The 21,009-nt window shown below is 62.5% G+C and carries 18 protein-coding genes and 1 tRNA gene; 11 read left to right on the top strand and 8 right to left on the bottom strand.

Translation table 11 applies throughout. The features are described from left to right. Window positions 1–49: 49 nt before the first annotated feature. Window positions 50–3,271: a type I restriction endonuclease subunit R gene (locus ACLGL5_RS13495; RefSeq protein WP_069091277.1), complete on the top strand. Its 3,222-nt coding sequence runs from the start codon at window positions 50–52 to the stop codon at window positions 3,269–3,271. Between the two features lie 23 nt (window positions 3,272–3,294). On the opposite strand, the gene ACLGL5_RS13490 is transcribed toward ACLGL5_RS13495, so the two are convergent. Further along, entirely contained in the window at window positions 3,295–4,968 is a 1,674-nt protein-coding gene (locus ACLGL5_RS13490) for a DUF6538 domain-containing protein (RefSeq protein WP_069093305.1), read from the bottom strand. Between the two features lie 79 nt (window positions 4,969–5,047). After that, a tRNA-Thr gene (locus ACLGL5_RS13485) sits at window positions 5,048–5,122 on the bottom strand. Between the two features lie 94 nt (window positions 5,123–5,216). On the opposite strand from ACLGL5_RS13485, the gene ACLGL5_RS13480 reads away from it, so the two are divergent. The 9 genes from ACLGL5_RS13480 to yacG all read left to right on the top strand — a co-directional run bounded on the left by ACLGL5_RS13480 (window position 5,217) and on the right by yacG (window position 10,881). Further along, window positions 5,217–5,462: a hypothetical protein gene (locus tag ACLGL5_RS13480; RefSeq protein ID WP_069091276.1), complete on the top strand. Its 246-nt coding sequence runs from the start codon at window positions 5,217–5,219 to the stop codon at window positions 5,460–5,462. Between the two features lie 128 nt (window positions 5,463–5,590). Then, the gene (gene murA / locus ACLGL5_RS13475; RefSeq protein WP_010914066.1) at window positions 5,591–6,883 is read left to right on the top strand and encodes a UDP-N-acetylglucosamine 1-carboxyvinyltransferase; all 1,293 of its coding nucleotides are present in this window, start codon (window positions 5,591–5,593) and stop codon (window positions 6,881–6,883) included. Between the two features lie 168 nt (window positions 6,884–7,051). Next, entirely contained in the window at window positions 7,052–7,483 is a 432-nt protein-coding gene (locus tag ACLGL5_RS13470; protein WP_019860404.1) for a DUF2948 family protein, read from the top strand. A gap of 6 nt (window positions 7,484–7,489) precedes the next feature. Next, entirely contained in the window at window positions 7,490–8,782 is a 1,293-nt protein-coding gene (gene hisD / locus ACLGL5_RS13465; RefSeq protein WP_038644550.1) for a histidinol dehydrogenase, read from the top strand. Between the two features lie 6 nt (window positions 8,783–8,788). Beyond that, window positions 8,789–9,274, top strand: a complete 486-nt coding sequence (locus tag ACLGL5_RS13460; RefSeq protein ID WP_019860406.1) for a UPF0262 family protein — start codon at window positions 8,789–8,791, stop codon at window positions 9,272–9,274. Continuing rightward, window positions 9,262–9,732: an arsenate-mycothiol transferase ArsC gene (locus tag ACLGL5_RS13455; RefSeq protein WP_080643811.1), complete on the top strand. Its 471-nt coding sequence runs from the start codon at window positions 9,262–9,264 to the stop codon at window positions 9,730–9,732. The genes ACLGL5_RS13460 and ACLGL5_RS13455 overlap by 13 nt, the downstream gene beginning before the upstream one ends. Before the next feature lie 87 nt (window positions 9,733–9,819). Continuing rightward, a complete protein-coding gene (gene infA, locus ACLGL5_RS13450) occupies window positions 9,820–10,038 on the top strand; it encodes a translation initiation factor IF-1 (protein WP_006200926.1) in 219 nt (72 codons plus the stop codon). A gap of 22 nt (window positions 10,039–10,060) precedes the next feature. Continuing rightward, window positions 10,061–10,687, top strand: coding sequence for a Maf-like protein (locus ACLGL5_RS13445; protein WP_019860408.1), 627 nt, complete (start codon window positions 10,061–10,063; stop codon window positions 10,685–10,687). Further along, window positions 10,684–10,881, top strand: a complete 198-nt coding sequence (yacG, locus tag ACLGL5_RS13440; protein WP_019860409.1) for a DNA gyrase inhibitor YacG — start codon at window positions 10,684–10,686, stop codon at window positions 10,879–10,881. Before ACLGL5_RS13445 ends, yacG begins: the two co-directional genes overlap by 4 nt. Before the next feature lie 15 nt (window positions 10,882–10,896). Here the strand turns inward: yacG and ACLGL5_RS13435 are convergent, their stop codons facing one another. From ACLGL5_RS13435 to ACLGL5_RS13410, 6 genes are all read right to left on the bottom strand, one after another. Next, the gene (locus ACLGL5_RS13435) at window positions 10,897–12,267 is read right to left on the bottom strand and encodes an alpha-glucosidase/alpha-galactosidase (protein WP_027047248.1); all 1,371 of its coding nucleotides are present in this window, start codon (window positions 12,265–12,267) and stop codon (window positions 10,897–10,899) included. A gap of 19 nt (window positions 12,268–12,286) precedes the next feature. Beyond that, a complete protein-coding gene (locus ACLGL5_RS13430; protein WP_069091275.1) occupies window positions 12,287–13,954 on the bottom strand; it encodes an ABC transporter ATP-binding protein in 1,668 nt (555 codons plus the stop codon). 10 nt (window positions 13,955–13,964) lie between these two features. After that, the gene (locus tag ACLGL5_RS13425; protein WP_019860413.1) at window positions 13,965–15,104 is read right to left on the bottom strand and encodes an ABC transporter permease; all 1,140 of its coding nucleotides are present in this window, start codon (window positions 15,102–15,104) and stop codon (window positions 13,965–13,967) included. Continuing rightward, entirely contained in the window at window positions 15,105–16,112 is a 1,008-nt protein-coding gene (locus ACLGL5_RS13420) for an ABC transporter permease (protein ID WP_069091274.1), read from the bottom strand. Window positions 16,113–16,228: 116 nt separating this feature from the next. Continuing rightward, complete coding sequence (locus ACLGL5_RS13415; RefSeq protein ID WP_069091273.1) at window positions 16,229–18,310, bottom strand: ABC transporter substrate-binding protein; 2,082 nt, start codon at window positions 18,308–18,310, stop codon at window positions 16,229–16,231. 103 nt (window positions 18,311–18,413) lie between these two features. Further along, the gene (locus ACLGL5_RS13410; protein ID WP_019860416.1) at window positions 18,414–19,880 is read right to left on the bottom strand and encodes an alpha-glucosidase/alpha-galactosidase; all 1,467 of its coding nucleotides are present in this window, start codon (window positions 19,878–19,880) and stop codon (window positions 18,414–18,416) included. Window positions 19,881–19,946: 66 nt separating this feature from the next. Here ACLGL5_RS13410 and ACLGL5_RS13405 point away from each other — a divergent pair, with 66 nt between their 5' ends. Further along, entirely contained in the window at window positions 19,947–21,002 is a 1,056-nt protein-coding gene (locus ACLGL5_RS13405) for an AraC family transcriptional regulator (protein ID WP_019860418.1), read from the top strand. Window positions 21,003–21,009 lie beyond the last annotated feature (7 nt).

Here is a 21,009-nt window from a genome sequence, read left to right as displayed (position 1 = left end):
CTGTCCCGGAACTTAGGTGGCTGCCGACGATTCCCGCCGACGAGGACCAATGAGCGAAGGGGGCAATCTCGTCTATCAACAGAATACGCCGAGCTATCGCGGTTTCTCGGAAGATGAGCTTGTCGAGCAACCTGCGATCGACCTCTTCAAGGTCCTCGGCTGGCAGGCTGCTAATCTTTACGGCGAGTTCGGCCCTCCCGCGACGCCACGGCCAAGCCCTGAGGGTCGAGAATCTCGTCGCGACGCCTTCCTGCCGCATCGTCTCACGGCGGCGCTTTCGAAGTTGAACCCCGTTCTCCCCCAGTCAGCACTCGACGAGGCCTATGTGCTGCTGACAAGCGAGCGCACGGCACTGGAGCCAGTTCGCGCCAATGCCGACCTGCATCAAATGCTGCGCGACGGCGTGAAGGTGAAGGTGCGGTCGTCGGGCGGATCGTTGCGCGACGAAACAGTCCGCATCATCGACTGGGCGAATACCAGCGCGAACGATTTCCTCCTTGCCAATCAGGTCTGGTTCTCAGGCGATCTCTACACCCGCCGTGCCGATCTGGTTGGCTTCGTCAACGGCATTCCGCTGCTCTTCATCGAACTCAAGGCGCTCTATCGTTCGATTGCGGACGCCTATGACGGCAATCTCAAAGACTACCGAACCGCAATCCCGCAGGTCTTTGTCCCCAACGCCTTCGTCATCCTTTCAAATGGCCATGAAGCCAAGCTCGGAGCGCCGCTCGCACCCTTCGAGTTCTTTACCGATTGGAAGAAGATCGACGAGGAGGAGGAGGAGGGCGTCGTCTCGTTGGAGACCTTGATCCGAGGCACTTGCCGTCCCGAACGCTTCCTCGACATTGTCGAGAACTTCATTGCCTTCCAAGAGGGCGCGAAGGGCCTGATCAAAATTCTCGCCAAGAACCATCAATACCTTGGCGTCAACCGCGCGATCGAGGCTGTAGGCAAGCTGAAGGAGAACCAAGGCCGTCTCGGGGTGTTCTGGCACACCCAAGGCTCGGGCAAGAGCTTCTCCATGATGTTCTTCAGCCGCAAGGTGCTGAGGAAACGTCCCGGCGATTGGACCTTCGTCATCGTCACCGATCGAACGGAACTCGATGACCAGATTGCCGATACCTTCTCCTCTTGCGGTGCACTGACCAAGGACCGCCAATTGGTTCAGGCAGGGTCGCGCAAGCATCTCCAGGAACTCCTAACCGGGAACGAACGATACATATTCTCGCTGATTCAGAAGTTCGGCACTGAGCGCGGCGAGGTCTATCCAATGCTGTCGGACCGTTCCGATGTCATCGTCATCACCGACGAGGCACATCGCAGCCAGTACGACGTGCTTGCCGCCAACATGCGGGCGGCACTCCCCAACGCTGCTTTCCTCGGCTTCACCGGAACGCCGCTGATCGCAGGCGAAGAGGAACGTACGCGCGAGGTGTTCGGCGACTATGTCTCGGTCTACGACTTCGCCCAGTCGATCGCGGATGGCGCGACGGTGCCCCTCTATTACGAAAGCCGGTTGCCGGAACTGCAACTGAAGAGTGCCGACCTCGACGAGGAGATAGCCAAGGTACTCGACGAAGCTGGGCTCGACCCCGAAGCGGAAGAGCAATTGGCGAAGCGGTTCGCCAAGCAATACCACCTTATCACCAACGATGACCGGCTCGACAAGATCGCGGCCGATTTGGTGCGTCATTTCACCGGGCGCGGTTATCGCGGCAAGGCGATGTTCGTGGCGATCGACAAGGCGACCGCCGTGCGGATGTACGACAAGGTGCAGACGCATTGGACAGCGCATCTGAAGCAAGAGCGGACCCGCATTGCAGCAATCTCCGATGCTGTCGAGCGCAAGGCGCTGGAGGAGCAGTTGGCGTGGCTGGAGGCGACCGACATGGCCGTCATCGTCAGCCAGTCGCAGAATGAAATCGAGGTCATCGCAAAGCGCGGAGCCGACATACGACCGCACCGTCAACGGATGGTCAAGGAGGAACTCGACGAGCGCTTCAAGGCGGCGGACGATCCGCTGAGGCTGGTCTTCGTCTGCGCCATGTGGATCACCGGCTTCGACGTACCGACCTGCTCGACGATCTATCTGGACAAACCGATGAAGAACCATACGCTGATGCAGACGATCGCTCGGGCGAACCGTGTCGCGCCAGGCAAGCAGGCGGGCCTCATCGTCGACTATGTTGGTGTGTTCCGGAACCTCAAGGAGGCGCTCGCGATCTACGCCAAGCCCCGCCCGGGCGTAGAAACAGACCCGATCAAGGAGAAGGCGCAACTACTCGCAGAAATGAAGGCGGCGCTGGATAAGGCGCTGGCCTTTGCCGCCGCGCGAGGAGTCGATCCGGACGCAGTCATCGCCGCGCAAGGCTTTGAGCGCGCTGCAAAGATCCGGCATGCCGCAGAAGCCTTGCTCGGCACCGACGAGGCCAAACGCGAGTTTCTTGGGCTGGTGGGCGCGGCATGGAAGCTCTTCAAGGCAGCTCTGCCAGACCCAGCCGTGCTTCCCTATCGGGGTGCTATGGTGGTCCTTCAGGTCATAGCCGAGACGATGCGCAGCCTCACAAGGGCCGGGCCGTCGAAGGACCTTGAAGCTGTGCTTGCAGAGATCGAACGGCTCGTCGATCAGGCGATTTCAGGGATCGCGATCCGGGCTCCGATCCTTCAGGGCGGTGATCTGAAGAAGTTGCTCGACCTGTCGACGATCGATTTCGACAAGCTCGCCGCACTGTTCGCCCAAGGCTCCAAGAAGACCGCCACGGAGGTTCTGAGGGGCACGGCAGAGAGGCGGGCAAAAGATCTCGCCGCAAGGAACCCAGCCCGCGTGAGCCTTCTGGAGCGGCTGCAGAAGATGATCGACGAATACAACACTGGCAGCATGGATATCCAGGAACTGTTCCAGCAATTGATGGCCTTTGTCGGCGATCTCGACGAGGAAGAGCAGCGCCACATTCGCGAGGGTCTGAGCGAGGAAGAACTCGCGATCTTCGACATCCTCACCAAGCCCGAACCGAAACTGACAAAGACCCAGGAGATCGAGGTCAAGAAACTGGCGCGGGAATTGCTCGCCAAGCTCAAGAAAGAGAAGCTCGTTCTCGACTGGCGGTCCAAGGAAACCGCAAAGGCAGGCGTACGTCAGACAATCGGCGAGGAGTTCGACGCATATCTGCCCGAGGTCTACGACCGCAAGCTGTTCGAGGAGAAGGTCCAGCGGACCTATCAGTTCGTGTTCGAGCGGTTGGGAGCTTCAAACGAACATGCCGCGCAGTAGGGACGGCAACTACGCCCGCCGCCTCACACAGCCTTCCGCTCGGCCCCCGGTTTGCCTATCTGACGCTCGCGTTGGGGTTGAGCCGCTACGGTTTGGTTTGATGGCCTCCATGCCGATGCCTTAATGTCGAAGCGCGGCAGCTTCTTGATTTCCCTCGCAAGGGCACTGGGCGGCCAATCGCCATACCCTTCGCGCGCATCTTGGGCACCACTGCCAAGCATGTAATCCCGAGGTTCCTTGTCCAAGTCGTGCTTGCGCGAAAGCGTTGTGAACAGGTGCCGCCAAGCGTGGTTGGGCTTTCCGCCTGGTGCGGGGATGCCCAATTCCTCGGTGACCCAATTCCCAACCCGAACGCCCGCCTCTTGCGACCGGGGCTTACCTGTCAGCTTGGTGAGGTCGGTCCCATCGGGGTAAGGGACGTAGAAGGCAGGACCGGCCCCCACCTCATCGAACATGGCCAACAAGCCCAACTCTACAAGGTGCGGATGAACGGCAGTCATCCACGCCCTGCCGCTCTTTGTGGAACCGGCCTCAGGCGTGATGAGTAAATAGGGTGTGTCGCCATCCGCCTTGACATCCACGCCCCGAAGCTGAGTGATCTCCGTCACCCGTAGACCTGTGTAAGCGCAAATCCATGGCACCCAGAAGAGCGCGCGCTTGTGGGGCGCTGAAATGTCCTTAGGGCTTCCGTTGAATGTGGCGCTGAGGATCGCCTCGGCCTCCTCCATGTCGTAGCCCTTCTTGCGCGGTGCGGGGCCGTCCCTGCGGTCTCGAATGTCGCCGGCAACGTTTGTCGATAAGCCGAACTCCCTGACCGCATGGGTGAGGACCGCGCTCAACGCCGCAAGTGCCTTGCCGTTGACCTTCGACGGCGAGAGCCCCTCGGCTATCAATTCGTCACGCCACTTCCGAACGTCCTCATTCGTCACGTCCTGAGCATTCCGGTGCCCACAGCTCTTGACGAATTTGGCGAGGTCCCGCGCGTAGTCCCTCTTGGTCCCTTCTTTGAGGCTCTGTGTCGCAAACTTGTGGTCCAGTAGGGCAAATAGGTCCAAGTCCCCCGCCGCCCGTGGCGCTGGCTTGGCTTCGCCGCGCTCGGCCTCCCAATTGGGGAAACGCTTTCGCGCTTCGTCGGGCGAATAGTCGCCTCCGGCCTTCCTGAGATTGGTTTCAGCCGCAAGCTGGATCGCCTTGGTGGCCGCATTGATGACGCGGGTCCGACTGAAGAGGTCGGTGTTGACGCCCAGCTCGGCGAACAACTCGTCGACCGTGGGGCCGAACCATTGGTCAAGCTCACCACCCTCCTCCTTGCCTTTGTTCAGCCGCAGGACCGCTTTCCAGATGCTTTCCTCCCCCGGCTCACCGTCCATCATGTCGACAAGGCGAGCGTAGAGGAGGCCCGCAAGGGCCTGGATTTGCTTGCTGGTGAGCGGCTGAGGGCCTTCCCTGAACCGCTGCCAGAACTCATGCAGTGCAGCATCGGCCTCACGGTGGCGCTTCTTGGCTTCTGCAGGGTCTTTCGTATCGAGGCTGACCTTGACGACGGCGCCCGCCTTAACGGCTCTGATGATGTCGCCAACGGGAATTGCGACCTGTCCAGTCATCGGCGTATTCTTCAAATCAGTCGGCGCGCGTTGCCGAAGGTAGTAGATACCAGTCTTCGGATGCTTCCAAGGTCCAGGCATTCGCAAGCTCATGTGTACCACCCCTGTGTACCAGACAGGCGGCGAAAAGACCAAGAAAGTCAGATAGTTGTTTCCAAACAAGGGCTTGGAATGGTGCTGCGAGAGAGGATTGAACTCTCGACCTCTCCCTTACCAAGGGAGTGCTCTACCACTGAGCTACCGCAGCCGCTGATGGCGGGGCTTCTGCCATATCGAACCGGCAAGCGCAAGGCCAAGAACAACGCTTCTGTGAAAGCCTTTGCCGGATAGCTTTCAATGACATGGCGGCGCCACAATGTTGGCTATCCCTGAACGGCAGGTTTGGCCGGGTCGTCGGCCGGGACGGGACGATGAGCGACAAGACGATATCACCGAAAAAGGGCGGCACGGACCGCAAGGACCGGCTCGCCGAGCAATTGCGCGCCAATCTGCAGAAGCGCAAGGCGCAGTCGCGCTCGCGCCGCACGGGTGATGCCGACCAGAGGCCGGACGGGCTCGGTGCGGCCCAGGAAAGACGGAAGGATTAACTCAAATCGGCCACTCTTGGCCCGGATGCGTGGAAATCCTATTTCTTGAACCACACCGGCCAATGGTCTAGACGGGCCGATACTCAAACGATTGAACCGGCCTTTTTGGCCGAGAGGGACATTCTCCAATGGATCGCATCAGAATTGTCGGCGGCAACAAGCTTGCCGGGAGCATTCCGATCTCAGGCGCGAAAAACGCCGCTTTGCCGCTGATGATCGCCTCGCTGCTAACCGACGACACGCTGACGCTGGAAAACGTGCCGCATCTGGCCGATGTAGAGCAGCTGATCCGCATCCTCGGCAATCACGGCGTCGATTACTCGGTCAATGGCCGCCGCGAGAAGCAGAATGAAGGCTATTCACGCACCATCAACTTCTCCGCCCGCAACATCGTCGACACGACGGCGCCCTACGAACTGGTGTCGAAGATGCGGGCTTCATTCTGGGTGATCGGGCCGCTGCTGGCCCGCATGGGCGAGGCCAAGGTGTCGCTGCCCGGCGGCTGCGCCATCGGCACGCGCCCGGTCGACCTGTTCCTCGAAGGCCTGCAGGCGCTTGGCGCCGATCTCGACGTCGACACCGGCTATGTCATCGCCAAGACCAAGAATGGCCGCCTGGTCGGCAACCGCTATGTCTTCCCCAAGGTCTCGGTCGGCGCCACCCATGTGCTGATGATGGCGGCTTCGCTGGCCAAGGGCGAGACAGTGCTGGAAAACGCCGCCTGCGAGCCTGAAATCGTCAACCTCGCCGAATGCCTCAACGCCATGGGCGCCAGGATTTCCGGCGCCGGCACACCGACCATCACCATCGACGGTGTCGAATCGCTGTCGGGCGCGCGCGTGCGCGTCATTCCCGACCGCATCGAGACCGGCACCTATGCCATGGCGGTCGCCATGACGGGCGGCGACGTCGTGCTCGAAGGCGCGCGGCCGGAACTGTTGCAGACCGCGCTGGACGTGATTTCGCAGACGGGTGCCGAGATCACCCAGACCAATTCCGGCATCCGCGTGAAGCGCAACGGCGCCGGCATTTCGCCGGTCGACGTGACGACGGCGCCCTTCCCGGCCTTCCCGACCGATCTGCAGGCGCAGTTCATGGGCCTGATGACCATGGCCAAGGGCAAGTCGCGCATCACCGAGACGATCTTCGAGAACCGCTTCATGCACGTCCAGGAACTGGCCCGGCTCGGCGCCCACATCACGCTTTCGGGCCAGACGGCGATCGTCGACGGCGTGGCGAAGCTGAAAGGTGCGCCGGTCATGGCCACCGACCTTCGCGCTTCCGTCTCGCTGGTCATCGCCGGCCTCGCCGCCGAAGGCGAGACCACGGTCAACCGCGTCTACCACCTCGACCGCGGCTTCGAGCGGCTGGAGGAAAAACTGTCCAATTGCGGCGCGGTGATCGAGCGCATTTCCGCCTGACGATCGAACGGCGGCAGCTTCGGACGGAGGCTGCCCGGGCGGCCTTCATCCCCCTGCCAGCACCGCAAAGCCGAGGCAATTGCCTCGGGCGGAAGTCGTGTCGCGGTTGCACCGGCCGGAAAGACCGCCTAACAGAGGGCTGAAACCAACCTTAGGTACAAATCCCGCATGGCCCTCAAGCTTATCGCGCTCGACGACCAGGATCTGAGCATCGTCTCGGCCCATGTCCAGGACGCCGTGATGAAGGTGTCGGACCTCGAATTCCTGCCTGCGGCCAAGCGTTTCGTGCTGACCATGAACCGTTTCGTCTGGGAGGCGAAGTCGGGTCTGTTCCGCCAGCACAATGAGCGGCGGCAGGCCGTGCTGCATTTCGACCGGGTGCTGGGCGCCAAAACCAATGGCATTGCCCGCGACAAGCCGGCCGAGGTGCTGTCCCTGCTGGCGATCAGCTTCATCGAGATCAGCAAGCCGGCCGGCATCGTCGAACTCATCTTTTCGGGCGGCGGCACCATCATGCTCGATGTCGAATGCATCGAGGCCCGCCTTGCCGACATAGGCGGCGCGTGGGAAGCCACGTCGCGCCCCATCCACAAGGCTTGAGCGCCCATGGCCATCACGCTTCGCCAGTCCGACGCCGATTTCGAGCAGCGCTTCGCCGCTTTCCTGACGACCAAGCGGGAAGTGTCCGAGGACGTCGACGCAGGGGTTCGCCAGATCATCGCGCGTGTGCGCGCCGAAGGTGACGCGGCACTGATCGACTATACGCAACGATACGATCGGGCCGATTTGAAGAGCCTCGGCATTGCCGTGTCGAAGCAAGACATTGCGGCCGCTTACGAGACGGCCGATCCAAAGGCGATCGAAGCGCTCGAATTCGCGCGCGATCGCATCCGCTCCCACCACGAGCGGCAGCGGCCGAAGGACGATCGCTACACGGATGCCGCCGGCGTCGAGCTCGGCTGGCGCTGGACAGCGATCGAGGCGGTTGGGCTCTATGTGCCGGGCGGCACGGCGAGCTATCCAAGCTCGGTGCTGATGAACGCCGTGCCGGCCCGGGTGGCCGGCGTCGAGCGCGTTGTCATGGTGGTGCCGGCGCCGGGTGGCATCATCAATCCGCTGGTGCTGGTGGCGGCCGACATATCAGGCGTGACCGAAATCTACCGCGTCGGCGGCGCGCATGCGATCGCTGCCCTTGCCTATGGCACAGAGACCATAAAGCCGGTTGCCAAGATCGTCGGACCGGGCAATGCCTATGTCGCGGCGGCCAAACGCCAGGTGTTCGGCACGGTCGGCATCGACATGATCGCCGGCCCCTCGGAAGTGCTCGTGGTGGCCGACGGCAGCAACAATCCCGACTGGATCGCCGCCGATCTGCTCGCCCAGGCCGAACACGATGTGTCGGCGCAATCGATCCTGATCACCGACGATCCGGCCTTCGGCAAGGCGGTCGAACAGGCGGTCGAACGGCAATTGCAGACCCTGCCGCGCGGTGAAACGGCAGCGGCGAGCTGGCGCGATTTCGGCGCGGTGATCGAGGTCGCGACCATCGAGGCCGCGCTGCCGCTGGTCGACCGCATCGCCGCCGAACATGTCGAACTGGCCATCGACGATGCCGAAGGTTTCCTGTCGCGGATGCGCAATGCCGGCGCCGTCTTTCTCGGGCGCCACACGCCGGAAGCCATCGGCGACTATGTCGGCGGCTCCAACCACGTGCTGCCGACGGCACGCTCGGCGCGCTTCTCGTCAGGCCTGTCCGTGCTCGATTTCGTCAAGCGCACCTCGATCTTGAAACTCGGGCCGGAGCAATTGCGCGTGCTCGCGCCTGCGGCGATCGCGCTCGCCAAGGCGGAAGGGCTCGACGCGCATGGCCGCTCCGTCGCCATCCGGCTGAACATGTAGGCCGAGATGACGGGCTCCGATCAAACCCGCGCAAAACTGATCGATGTCGAACTCGATGAATCGATCGGCCGTTCGACGCCCGATGTCGAGCATGAGCGGGCAGTGGCGATCTTCGACCTGATCGAGGAGAACAGTTTTCAGCCCGTCAACGACAGCGGGGCCGGCCCCTACCGGCTGAAACTGTCGCTGGCCGAGCAGCGTCTGGTCTTTGCCGTTACCCGCGAGGACGGTACCCCGGTGGTCACCCACATCCTGTCGCTGACGCCGCTCAGGCGCATCGTCAAGGATTACTACATGATCTGCGAAAGCTACTACGACGCCATCCGCTCCTCGACGCCGAGCCATATCGAGGCGATCGACATGGGCCGGCGCGGCTTGCACAATGAAGGTTCGCAGACGCTGATGGACCGGCTGTCCGGCAAGATCGACATCGACTTCGACACGGCGCGCCGGCTGTTCACGCTGGTCTGCGTGCTGCACTGGCGGGGCTAGCCCTGGCACCCGGCGCCCTGCCCCGCTCGATCCTGTTCGTGTGCGGCATGAATGCCGTGCGCTCGCCAATGGCCGAGCAACTGGCGCGCCGGATGCTGCCCGCCACTATCTTCGTCGCTTCGGCCGGCGTGCGCGCCGGCGAGCGCGACCCATTCGTCGATGCCGTGCTGGCGGAGGAGGGCCTGTCGCTGGGCGAGCGTCATCCCAGAACGCTGGACGATCTCGAGGACGACTATTTCGACCTGATCGTGACGCTGGCGCCGGAAGCGCACCATGCCGCGCTGGAACTCACCCGCTCGCTCGCCGTCGAGGTCGAATACTGGCCGACACAGGACCCGACTGGCGCCAGCGGCACGCGCGAACAGATCATGGCGGCCTACCGCGAGGTGCGCGAGCGGCTGAAGTTGCGCATAAGCCGACGTTTCTTGGCTTCAGAGGCAAAAAACGCGACGGATTAAGCGTGTTCACAAGCGGACGATTATCATATAGGTTCCGCCGAAATTCCAGCCGGGGCGCTGGAACTGCCATCCAAGCAAAGGTATCGAATGCCGAAGGAAGAAGTCCTCGAGTTTCCGGGTGTCGTGACGGAATTGTTGCCGAACGCGATGTTCCGGGTGAAGCTCGAAAACGAACACGAGATCATCGCCCATACGGCCGGCCGCATGCGCAAGAACCGCATCCGCGTGCTGACCGGCGACAAGGTTCTGGTCGAGATGACGCCATACGACCTGACCAAGGGCCGCATCACCTACCGCTTCAAGTAAGATCAAGCCTGACTGGTCCGCGATGAGCATTTTGCAGAAGCTGGTGCTTGCTTCGGGTTCGCCGCGCCGCATCGAACTGTTGCAGCAGGCCGGCATCGAGCCGGACCGTATCCTGCCAGCCGATATCGACGAAACGCCGCTGCGTGCGGAGCATCCGCGCTCGCTGGCCAAGCGGCTATCGACGGAAAAAGCCGAGAAGGCGTTCGCCTCGCTGAAGACCGAGACGGACTATGCGCCAAGCTTCGTTCTGGCCGCCGACACGGTGGTCGCGGTCGGGCGGCGCATCCTGCCCAAGGCCGAAACGCTGGACGATGCCGCCAACTGCCTCGGGCTGCTGTCCGGCCGCTCTCACCGGGTCTATTCCGGCATCTGCCTGATCACACCGGGCGGCAAGCTGCGCCAGCGGCTGGTCGAGACGCGGGTGCGTTTCAAGCGGCTGCCGCGCGAGGAGATCGAAGCCTATGTCGCCTCGGGCGAATGGCGCGGCAAGGCCGGCGGCTATGCCGTCCAGGGTCTCGCCGGCTCGTTCGTCGTCAAGCTGGTCGGCTCCTACACCAACATCGTCGGCCTGCCGCTCTATGAGACGGTGGCCCTGCTATCGGGCGAAGGCTTCATGATCCATCAGAACTGGCTGACCGCACGGCCATGAATTCCGACTCCAAAGTCACGCCGCTGCGGCCAAAGCGCCCCTGCCCCGAATGCGGCAAGCCGTCGGCGCGCGACACCTTTCCGTTCTGCTCGGCCCGCTGCAAGGACATCGACCTCAACCGCTGGCTGAAGGGCGCCTATGTCATCAAGGCCCGCGACGACGAGGAAGAACCCGACGCCGACGAGCCCAAGTAAGACCGAGATCGCCCGTCAGGCAGCCTCGGTCTTGCGGCTCACGCGCGCCCAGGCCGGCAGCCAGTCGCCGTGAGCGGCCAGGAGATCGTCGACCAGTGACCAGATCTGGTCGAGGTCGAGTTCGGCCGCCGTGTGCGGATCCATCATCGCCGCATGATAGATGTGCTCGCGATTCTCGCTCATCAGCGCCCGCACCGTCAGTTCCTGGACGTTGATGTTGGTGCGGATCAGCGCCGTCAGCTGCGGCGGGAGATCGCCTATATAGGTCGGCTGGATGCCGGAAGCATCGACCAGGCAGGGCACTTCGGCAGCGCAGTCGCGGGGCAGCGAGGTGATGCAGCCATTGTTGCGGACATTGCCGTAGATAACCGATGGTTCGCCGGTCCAGACCGAGTTCATGATCGAGGAGGCATACTCCCTGGACTCCTCGACCTCGATGCGCTGCGCCGAGCGGTAGGCCTGCGCCTGGTCTTTCCAGCGCTCGATCTGCTCGATGCAGCGCTTGGGGTATTCGTCGAGCGGAATGCCGTATTTCTCGATCAGATCGGGGCGACCTTCCTTGATGAAATAGGGCGTGTATTCGGCGAAATGCTCCGAGCTTTCGGTGACGAAATAGCCAAGCCTGGTCAGCATCTCGTAGCGCACCTTGTTGGGGCAGCGCGGATTCCAGCCCGGCTTGGGCGCGCGACCTTCGCGATAGGCGCGCACGAGATCCGGATAGAGGTCGCGGTAGGAGCCGTCGGGCTGGCGGTGCTCGAATTTTAGGTAGAAGGCCATGTGGTTGATGCCGGCCGAGCGGTAGCGGATGTCTTCGTAGGGAAGGCCGAGATCATGCGCCAGTTCCATCGCCGTGCCCTGCACCGAGTGACAGAGCCCGACCTGCTTGATGGCGGGGTATTTCTCCGAAATCGCCCAGGTGTTGATCGCCATCGGGTTGACATATTGCAGCATGATCGCTTCGGGGCAGACGGCGAGCATGTCCTCGCAGATCTTCCACAGATGCGGCACGGTCCTCAGGCCGCGCATGATGCCGCCGACACCGAGCGTGTCGGCGATCGTCTGGCGCAGGCCGTATTTCTTCGGCACTTCGAAATCGGTGACCGTGCAGGGCTCGTAGCCGCCGATCTGGAAAGCGACGACGACGAAATCGGCCCCGGCAAGCGCCTTGCGCTGGTCGGAATAGGTCTCGGCCTTCGCCTTCACGCCGAGCGTCGCGATCAGCTTGTTGACGACGATGGCGCTCTCTTCCAGCCGCTGCGGATTGATGTCCATCAGCGCGATCGTTGCGCCCGAGAGTGCTGGCCGCTGCAGCACGTCGCCGACAATGTTCTTCATGAACACGGTCGAGCCGGCGCCGATGAAAGTGATCCTGGGATGTCTTGCCATACTAACCTCCGGCATATGTTCAAGCCACGTCGAAAGCGGCTCGGACGAGCCGTTCGGTGTAGGCGGTCTTGGGATTGGTGAGGACCTCGTCGACAGGTCCCTGCTCGACGATCTTGCCGTGCTGCATGACGATGACGCGGTGGCACAGCGCGCGCACCACCTTGAGATCGTGCGAGATGAAGAGGTAGCTGAGGCCGCGCTCGTCCTGCAGCTTGCGCAGTAGGTCGATGATCTGCGCCTGGACGGAGAGGTCGAGCGCGGATGTCGGCTCGTCGAGCAGGATGAATTCGGGCTCAAGCGCGATGGCGCGGGCGATCGCGACGCGCTGGCGCTGGCCGCCGGAGAATTCGTGCGGGAACCGCGACAGGATATCGCCCGGCATGCCGGCACTGACCAGCGCCTCGCGCACCCGGTCCACCCGCTCCGCCCGCGTCGCGCCGATGCTGTTGACGACCAGCCCTTCCTCGATGATCTGGCCGATCGTCATGCGCGGATTGAGCGACGAGAACGGATCCTGGAAAACGATCTGCATGCGCGAGCGCAGCGGCCGCATCTCGTTGCGCGACAGGCCCTGGATCGGTTGGCCGTCGAAACGGATTTCGCCGCGCCTGGTGTCGATCAATCTCAGCAGCGCCTGGCCGAAGGTGGTCTTGCCGGAACCGGATTCACCGACCAGCCCCAGCGTCTCATGGCGGCAAAGCTTGAGGCCGAGATCGTCGACGGCGACCAGTTCGCGCCAGTCCGGCTTCAGGAAACCGCCGTGGCGCAGCATGAAGCAGACGCGCACATCATTCGCCTCGAGGATGGCGCCGCTGCCCTCAGGAAGCGGTTGCGGACGCCCGCGCGGCTCCGCGGCGAGCAGCCGCTGCGTGTAGGGATGCTGCGGGTCGGCAAACAGCCGTTCGGTGACGTTGTGCTCGCACATCGCGCCATGCTGCATGACATAGACATAGTCGGAGAATTTGCGCACCACTGTGAGATCGTGGGTGATCAGGATCACCGCCATCCGCAGCTCTTTCTGCAGATTGCGGATCAGGTTGAGGATTTGCGCCTGGACGGTGACGTCGAGCGCGGTGGTCGGCTCATCGGCGATCAACACGTCAGGATTGTTGGCCAGCGCCATGGCGATCATCACGCGCTGCCGCTGACCGCCCGAAAGCTGGTGCGGATATTGCTTGAGCCGTGCTTCCGGCTCGGGGATCTGGACGTGCCGCAGCAGCTCGAGCGCCCGTGCCCAGGCTTGCCGGCGGCTCACCTTACGGTGCACCCGGATCGCCTCGACGATCTGGCTGCCGACCGTATAGATCGGGTTAAGCGAGCTCATCGGCTCCTGGAAGATCATCGAGATGCGGTTACCGCGCAGCTTGCGCCGCTCGCTCTCGGGAAATTTCAGGATGTTCTGGCCGTCGTAACAGATGCTCGATTTCGGCGACACGGTGGCCCGGCGCGACAGCAGCCCCATGACGGCGCGAGCCGTCACCGACTTGCCGGAACCGGATTCGCCGACGATGGCAATCGTCTCGCCACGATAGAGCTGGAACGAGATGTCCTTGACCGCTTCGACAACACCGTGCTCGACCTTGAAGGCGACCTCGATATTGCGAGCGTCGATGATGGGCTGGTCCTGGCGCCCGTCATGGTCATGACGGACGGTGGGGGCGAAGGATTCGGCGAGTACGACGGTCATCCCAGCCACCTCAATACGGATCGACGGCGTCGCGCAGGCCGTCGCCCAGCGCGTTGAAGGCAAAGACGGTGGCGAGCACGAAACCGACTGGCGACAGGATCCAGGGATAGGTGCCGATGACGGAATAGGTCGCGGTGTCCTGCAGCATCAGGCCCCAGGAGATCAGTGGCGGCTTGACCGCGAAGCCGAGGAACCCGAGGAAGCATTCGAGCAGCACCACCGTCGGGATTGCCAAGGTGACGGCGACGATCACGTGGCTCATCACATTGGGCAAGATGTGCTGCAGGATGATGCGCCGGTCGGTGGCGCCGACCGCCATGGCGGCGCGCACATATTCGATGCGCGCCAGCGCCAACGTCTTACCGCGCACCTCGCGCGACATCTGCGCCCAGCCCAGCGCCGACATGACGATGATGACGAAAGCGAGGAAGACATTGGTCGGCGCGGTGACGGGGATCAGCGTCGTCAGCGCCAGATAGAGCGGCAGCTGCGGGAAGGCGAGCACCAGTTCGACGAAGCGCTGCATCCAGATATCGAACCGGCCGCCGAAATAGCCGGAAACAGTGCCGACGGTGGTGCCGATGACGGTTATGATAAAGACGACCGTCAGCGCGATCATCAGCGAGACCCGTGAGCCATGGATGGCGCGCGACAGCACATCGCGGCCGAACTTGTCGGTGCCGAGGAAATGCACCGGCTGGCCGTCCATCGAGGCGAAGAAATGCCGGTTCGCCGGTATTAGTCCGAAGAGCTTGTAAGGCGCGCCCTCGGTAAAGAAGCCGAGCAGCCTTGGATGGTCGTAGTCGGGGCCGACCACGGGCTGGAAGGTGACCGGATCGAGGTCGGCCGAATCGGCCAGCGCATAGACCCGCGGCCGCGCGACGAAATTGCCGTCCTTATCGTGGAAGGAGGGCAGTTGCGGCGGCGCGAAGCCGACATCGGTCGCCTTCGGGTCCATCGGCGCCAGGAACTCGGCGAACACGGCCATGACCAGCAGCAGCACCACGAGCCAAAGCCCGGCCATGCCGGTCCAGGAGCGCTTCAGCCGGCGCCAGACCAGCGCGATATAGCTTTCATTGCCGCGCGCCGGTTTGGCGACGATAGGCCCTTCGGCGGGCAGCGGCGGCGGTGATGGATCGCGGGCCAGCATCTAGCTCTCTCCGTATTGGCGGATGCGCGGGTCGAGCAGGACGAGCAGCATGTCGGCGATGATGTTGCCGACGATCAGCGTCGCCGCCAGCACCATCATGAAGGTGGCGGTGACGTAGACATCGCCGACCGCCATCGAACCGACAACCGCCGGGCCGACGGTCGGCAGCGCGAAGATGATTGCCGTCTCGATCTCGCCGGTGAGCATGTAGGGCAACACCACACCCTGATACATGACGAGCGGATGCAGCGCATTGGGCACTGCGTGGCGCATGACGACGGCGCTGCCGGTCAGGCCCTTGGCTCTCGCGGTTTCGACATATTGCGCGTTGAGGGTATCGAGCAGATTGCCGCGCATGACCCGCATATTGTAGGCGAGGCCGCCGAAAGTGGCGATCGCGACCACCGGCCAGACATGCTTGACCAGGTCGACGAACTTCGCCCACGACCATGGCGCACCGCCATATTGCGGCGAGAAGAATGAGCCGATCTCCGACACGTTGAACTGGAAGACCAGCAGATAGACGATGATCAGCGCCATCAGGAAGCGCGGCACGGTCATGCCGAGGAAGGCGATGGCCGAAAGCGTCGAGTCGATCCAGGTGTATTGCCTTGTCGCCGCCCATATGCCGAAGGTGATGCCCAGCACCGAGGCAAGCAAATGGCAGACCAGCGCCAGGAGCAGCGTGCGCGGCAGGCGCTCGCCCACCACATCGGCGACCGGCTTGTTGTAGTAGAGGCTGTAGCCGAAATCGCCGCGAGTGATGATCCCGCCGATCCAGTTGAGGTACTGGACGGGCAGCGGCTTATCGAGGCCGTGTTCGACGCGGTAGGCCTGGGCCTGCGCATCGGCCTCGGCGAAGGAGGCACCGCCCTGGTTGATCAGCTGCGAACGGATGTAGTCGGCATAGTCACCAGGTGGTGCCTGGATGATGGCGAAGGTGACGAGGCTCAGGATTGCGAGGACCGGTATTGCCGACGCTATGCGCATAGTCAAGAATCGCAGCATGGACGGTCGGCTTCCTCATTTCGCCGGACGCTCCCATCGAGGGTCGTTCGGAGGGTTGGTTTGCCCCGGCCGCGCCAGCGGCGCGGCCGGGTCTCTTTTGGTCAGGGGAGGTAAACTTACATCGGACCCTTGTCTCCGGGCTTGCCCGGGAGCTCCTGCGGGAACAATTCGTATTTCGCCTGCTTGTCGGCCGCGACGAAGACGCGTTCGCGGACGATCGAATCCTCGGCCCAGTTGAACATGAAGATCGGCGTGCCCTGCGGAATGTTCGAGAAGCGCTTGTTGACGATCAGCGCGCCGGGATATTCCGTCAGGCCGACATTGTAGACATGTTCGGTCGAGATCTTCTGGAACTCTTTCATCAGGCTGGCGCGTTTGTCATTGTCTTCCGACGCGACGAACTTGTTGACAATGTCGACCAGGTCTTTTTCGAAAGGCATCAGGTCGACCTCGCCGCTTTCCGGCGCGCGGTGGTTCCAACTGGTCTTCGGACCGACAGGCGCGAGCTGCTCCGTGTTCTGCACGACCGAGGTCAGTTCCTGGTCGTTGCGCCTGATCAGCCAGTCGAAGCGGCCGGAGTATTGCGAGGCATCGCGCTGGGTGCCGTTGAGGCCGTTGAGCACGACCCTCAAGCCCAGCTTTTCCATCTGGGCGACAACACCTTCGGCGAGGCTTTTGTCTGTGCCGTAGTCGTTGTTGACCAGCATCACGATCTCGACGTTCTTGCCGCCGGCGGTGCCGGCCGGGAAGTTCACGAAACCGTCGCCGTCGGTATCCTTGAGGCCGGCCTTTGCGAGTTCGGCCTTGGCGCCAGCGAGGTCGAACGGATAGTAGACGGTCGACTTGCGGTCATAGAAGCTGGTGCCCGAGGAGAAGCCGCCGGGATAGATGGCGGTGAACGGCCCCTTGACCAGGGAGTCGCCCAGCGCCTTGCGGTCGAGCGCCATGGTGATGGCCTTGCGGAAATCCTCGTTGCGGTTCAGCTCGCGAACCGCCTGGCTGCGTTCGTCCGGGTTGCCCCAGCCGTTGGCTGAAAAATTCATGCGCAGATTGTAGCCGATGAGGCGTGGACCGAAGGCGAGCCGTGCCGGCGCGTTCGCTTCAGCGGCGCGCTTCAGCGAGGCGACAAAGTTTTCCGGCTGCTCGAGGTTGGAGAAGTCGCCCGAGCCGGCGACCGCCTGGACATCGCGGTCGGCCCAGGTCGACAGCTTGTACTGCAGTTCGTTGAGGTAGGGCAGCTGGTTTCCCTTTTCATCGACCTTCCAGTAGTAGGGGTTGCGGCGCATGACGATGATGTCGTCCGGCCGGTATTCGACCGGAACCCAGGCGCCCATCACCGGCATGTTCATAAATTCCGGCGGGAAGGCGTTCTTGAACTGGTCGTAGGTGTTCTTCGAATATTTCGGATGCTGCGGCTTCAATATGTGCGCCGGGCCGGGACAGAAGGTGCCGTAAGCCATGGCGTAGAGGTACTGTTTCGGAAAGGCGTCCTTGAACGTCCATTCGACAGTGTAGTCGTCGATCTTCTTCAGCGTCGTGCCGACGCCGAAGGTTTCGGGCGTCGCGCCATTGAGCGGCGAGACGTTCGGGTCGACCACCTCGTCATCCCAATAGAACATGACGTCGTCGGCGTTGAAGGCCACGCCATCGGACCATTTCGCGCCCTCGATCAGATGCATGGTCAGCTTGTGGCCGTCCTTCGACCAGTCCCAGCTTTTGGCCAGATTCGGCAGCGGCTCGGTGTCCTTGGCTTCGACCTGGAACAGCGGCGCCGTGCGCGTCAGGCATTCGGAGAGGCCGATATCGATGCCGCCCCAGCCCTGCGTTTGGCCGGCGCCGTAGTTCCAGCCTTCGGGCCGGCCGCCGATGACATGGCGCATGGTGTCGCCATAGACGCCGATGCCGTTTGGCATGTTGGCCGTCTTGAAGACCAGCGGCTCCTTCGGCAACCTGTCCTTGACCGGCGGCAGTTTGCCGGTCTTGACGTATTTTTCGGTCACCCAATCCGGCTCGTGATATTCCGGCAGGGCCTTGAACTCCAGGATGGAGTCGCGCGCCACGTATTTGATCTTGCCCTCGGCCGGAAAGGTCGCCGGCACCGGCGGGACTGTCGGCTCTGAAGCGAAAGCGTTGAGTGCCGGAACCGAGACGCTCAGCGCCAGTCCGGCGGCAATGCCAATGCTGCGTAGGTTTCTCATAGTCTCCTCCCTCATGTTCAGACGTTTTCTGCTGCTCGTCTCTGCTCGGACGGCTCAATGCGATGGACCTGCCTCCCAAGGTCCGCCGCCGCGCCCGGGTTTTTCAGCCGGCCTGTTTGAGCGCGGCTTTTTCGGCGCGCAATTCCTCGATCGAGCGCACGTTTCGCCGCGCAGCACCGGCCCATTCGCGGGTCTTGACCGCGGATTTCGACAGCCGCTCCTTGGCGGCCGGAACGGCATGCGCATATTGCGGCAGCCATTGAGCCTGGGCGACGACCATTTCGTCCACCATCTGCCAGACTTCCTCCGGCGTCGATACCGCACCGACCAGCGGGTCATGCAGCACGGCCAGTTTCAAGAGATCGATGTCGCCTGATACCGCGGCATGGACCGACATGCGCTGGACGTTGATCGAGGACATGCAGGTGGCCGCACAGGCCTCCGGCAGCGTGATGCCGGCGGCCATATTGATGCCGAAACGGTCGACGAAGCCGGGCGACTCGATGATGGCATCCTGCGGTAAATTGGTGATCACGCCGTCATTCCTGACGTTGAAGTGGCCACGATAGACGCGGTTGGTCTCCAGCGCCTCCAATATGTGGCTGGCATGTTCGTTGGAGCGCTTGGCCGGATCGATCGGCTTCGACGCCGCTTCGAGGAATTGCGGATACTCCGTCTCGAACCAGTTGCGGGTTTCGGTGGAGTAGCGGAGATAGCCGCCGGTCTCGCCATGGATCCAATCCGACATGTCGATCCAGCGCGTGATCTCGTCGGGGCGCTTGCGGTACCATGGCAGATATTCGGAGAGATGGCCGTTGCTCTCGGTCGAATAGACGCCGAAGCGCTTCAAGACATCGATGCGCAGCTTTTCCTGCTGCGAATAGACCGGATGCGCCTCGAAGGCGGCAACCAGTTCATCCTTGCCGATCTTGCGGCCATTCAGCCGCAAATCGATGAACCAGGTCTGGTGATTGATGCCGGAACAGACATAGTCGAGCTCGTGCCTGGACTTCGCACCAAGCACCTCGGCGATCTGCTCGGCACCATGCTGGACGCCGTGGCAGAGGCCGACCGTGTCGACCTTGCCGTACTCGATCGCCGCCCAGGTGTTCATGGCCATCGGGTTGGCATAGTTGAGGAATTTGGCGCCCGTCGCGGCGACCTCGCGTATGTCCTTGCAGAAGTCGAGGATCACCGGAATGTTGCGCTGGCCATAGAGGATACCACCGGCGCAGATCGTGTCGCCGACGCACTGGTCGATGCCATATTTCAACGGAATGCGGATATCGTCGGCATAGGCTTCCAGACCGCCGACCCGCACACAGCTGATGATATAGCGCGCGCCTTCGAGCGCCTTGCGGCGATCGGTTGTCGCGGTCACCCTGGTTGGCAACCCATTCGCCTCGACGACCTTGTCGAGAATAGCCTTGATCATCCCGAGATTGTGTTCGCTGAGGTCGGTCAGCGCGAATTCGATATCCCTGAATTCGGGCACGCACAGGATGTCGGTGAACAGTTTCTTGGTGAATCCGACACTGCCGGCTCCGATGATAGCGATTTTGAAACTCATCAGCCGTACCTCATCCTGTTCCAGTGACAGGCCGGGAATGACAGGGGTGGGTCGCAGCCACATGCCATGGCAGGTGTACGGGACAAGCCGGATTCCGGCCTGCCAACCTCCCTGTCCGCTCCTCGCCTGCGGATCTCTCTCGCTTTTCGAGGGGGATTATGCCCTTATTCACGAGCGCGACCAGAGAAGGATTATGCTTTCAAGGGTAATTTTGTGCTACGAGATTTGATCGCCAACGGACAGTCGATGCGCACGATCTCGCTGCCGCGCGGCCGGCAGCGCCTGCATGCCATGCCGACAAGCACCGGCTATGAGGTGCGCGAGGACGAGATCTATGACTGGGACGGACGCAAACGCGGCCAGACGCCGTTCACCGTGCTCCAGCACACGATCAGCGGCACCGGCCGGCTGCGCTACGAGAACCGCAACTATCGCCTGCAAGAGAACGACACGCTGCTGGTGCTGGTGCCGCACAACCACCGCTATTGGCTGGCGAGCGACGAGCGCTGGGAATATTTCTGGATCTCGATGAACGGCGAGGAGGCGCTGCGCATCCACAAGTCGATCCTCAGCATCTCCGGTCCGGTGTTCCGGCTTAAGCCGGCGACGATCGACCATCTTGCCGATTGCAGCCTGCGCCTCATCAAGGGGGCGGCCTCAGCGGGTGCCGCGTCCGCTATCGCCTACGAGGCGGCGATGGCGCTCTATGACGATGTCTTCGGCTCGCATGCCTTTGCCGAAAAACAGAGCGCCATGCAGCCGGTCATCGATCATATCAACGCCAATCTCGACAAACCGCTGCCGGTGGCGGACCTCGTCCAGATCAGTGGTCTCAGCCGGGCCCATTTTTCGCGCTGCTTCGCCGAGAGCGAAGGCCTGCCGCCCGCCGAGTTCGTGCTGCAGCAGCGCCTGCAGCGGGCGGCGAAGCTGTTGACCAAGGCGGACTTCCTGCCGGTGAAGGAAGTCGCCATCCTGAGCGGCTTCGAGGATGCGAATTATTTTTCGAAGGTATTCCGTCGCCTCTACGGCACCACGCCCAGCCAGTTCCGCACCACCGGCATGTATGCCAGTCTGCGGACTCCGGCCAGGCGCGGCGTCAGGGTGTCGGACGACGAGACCTGACGCCGCT

This window comes from Mesorhizobium sp. U510 (genome assembly GCF_059180695.1).
Note: the sequence above shows the minus strand (reverse complement) of the source record. Positions and strands in the feature narration are given on the sequence as shown.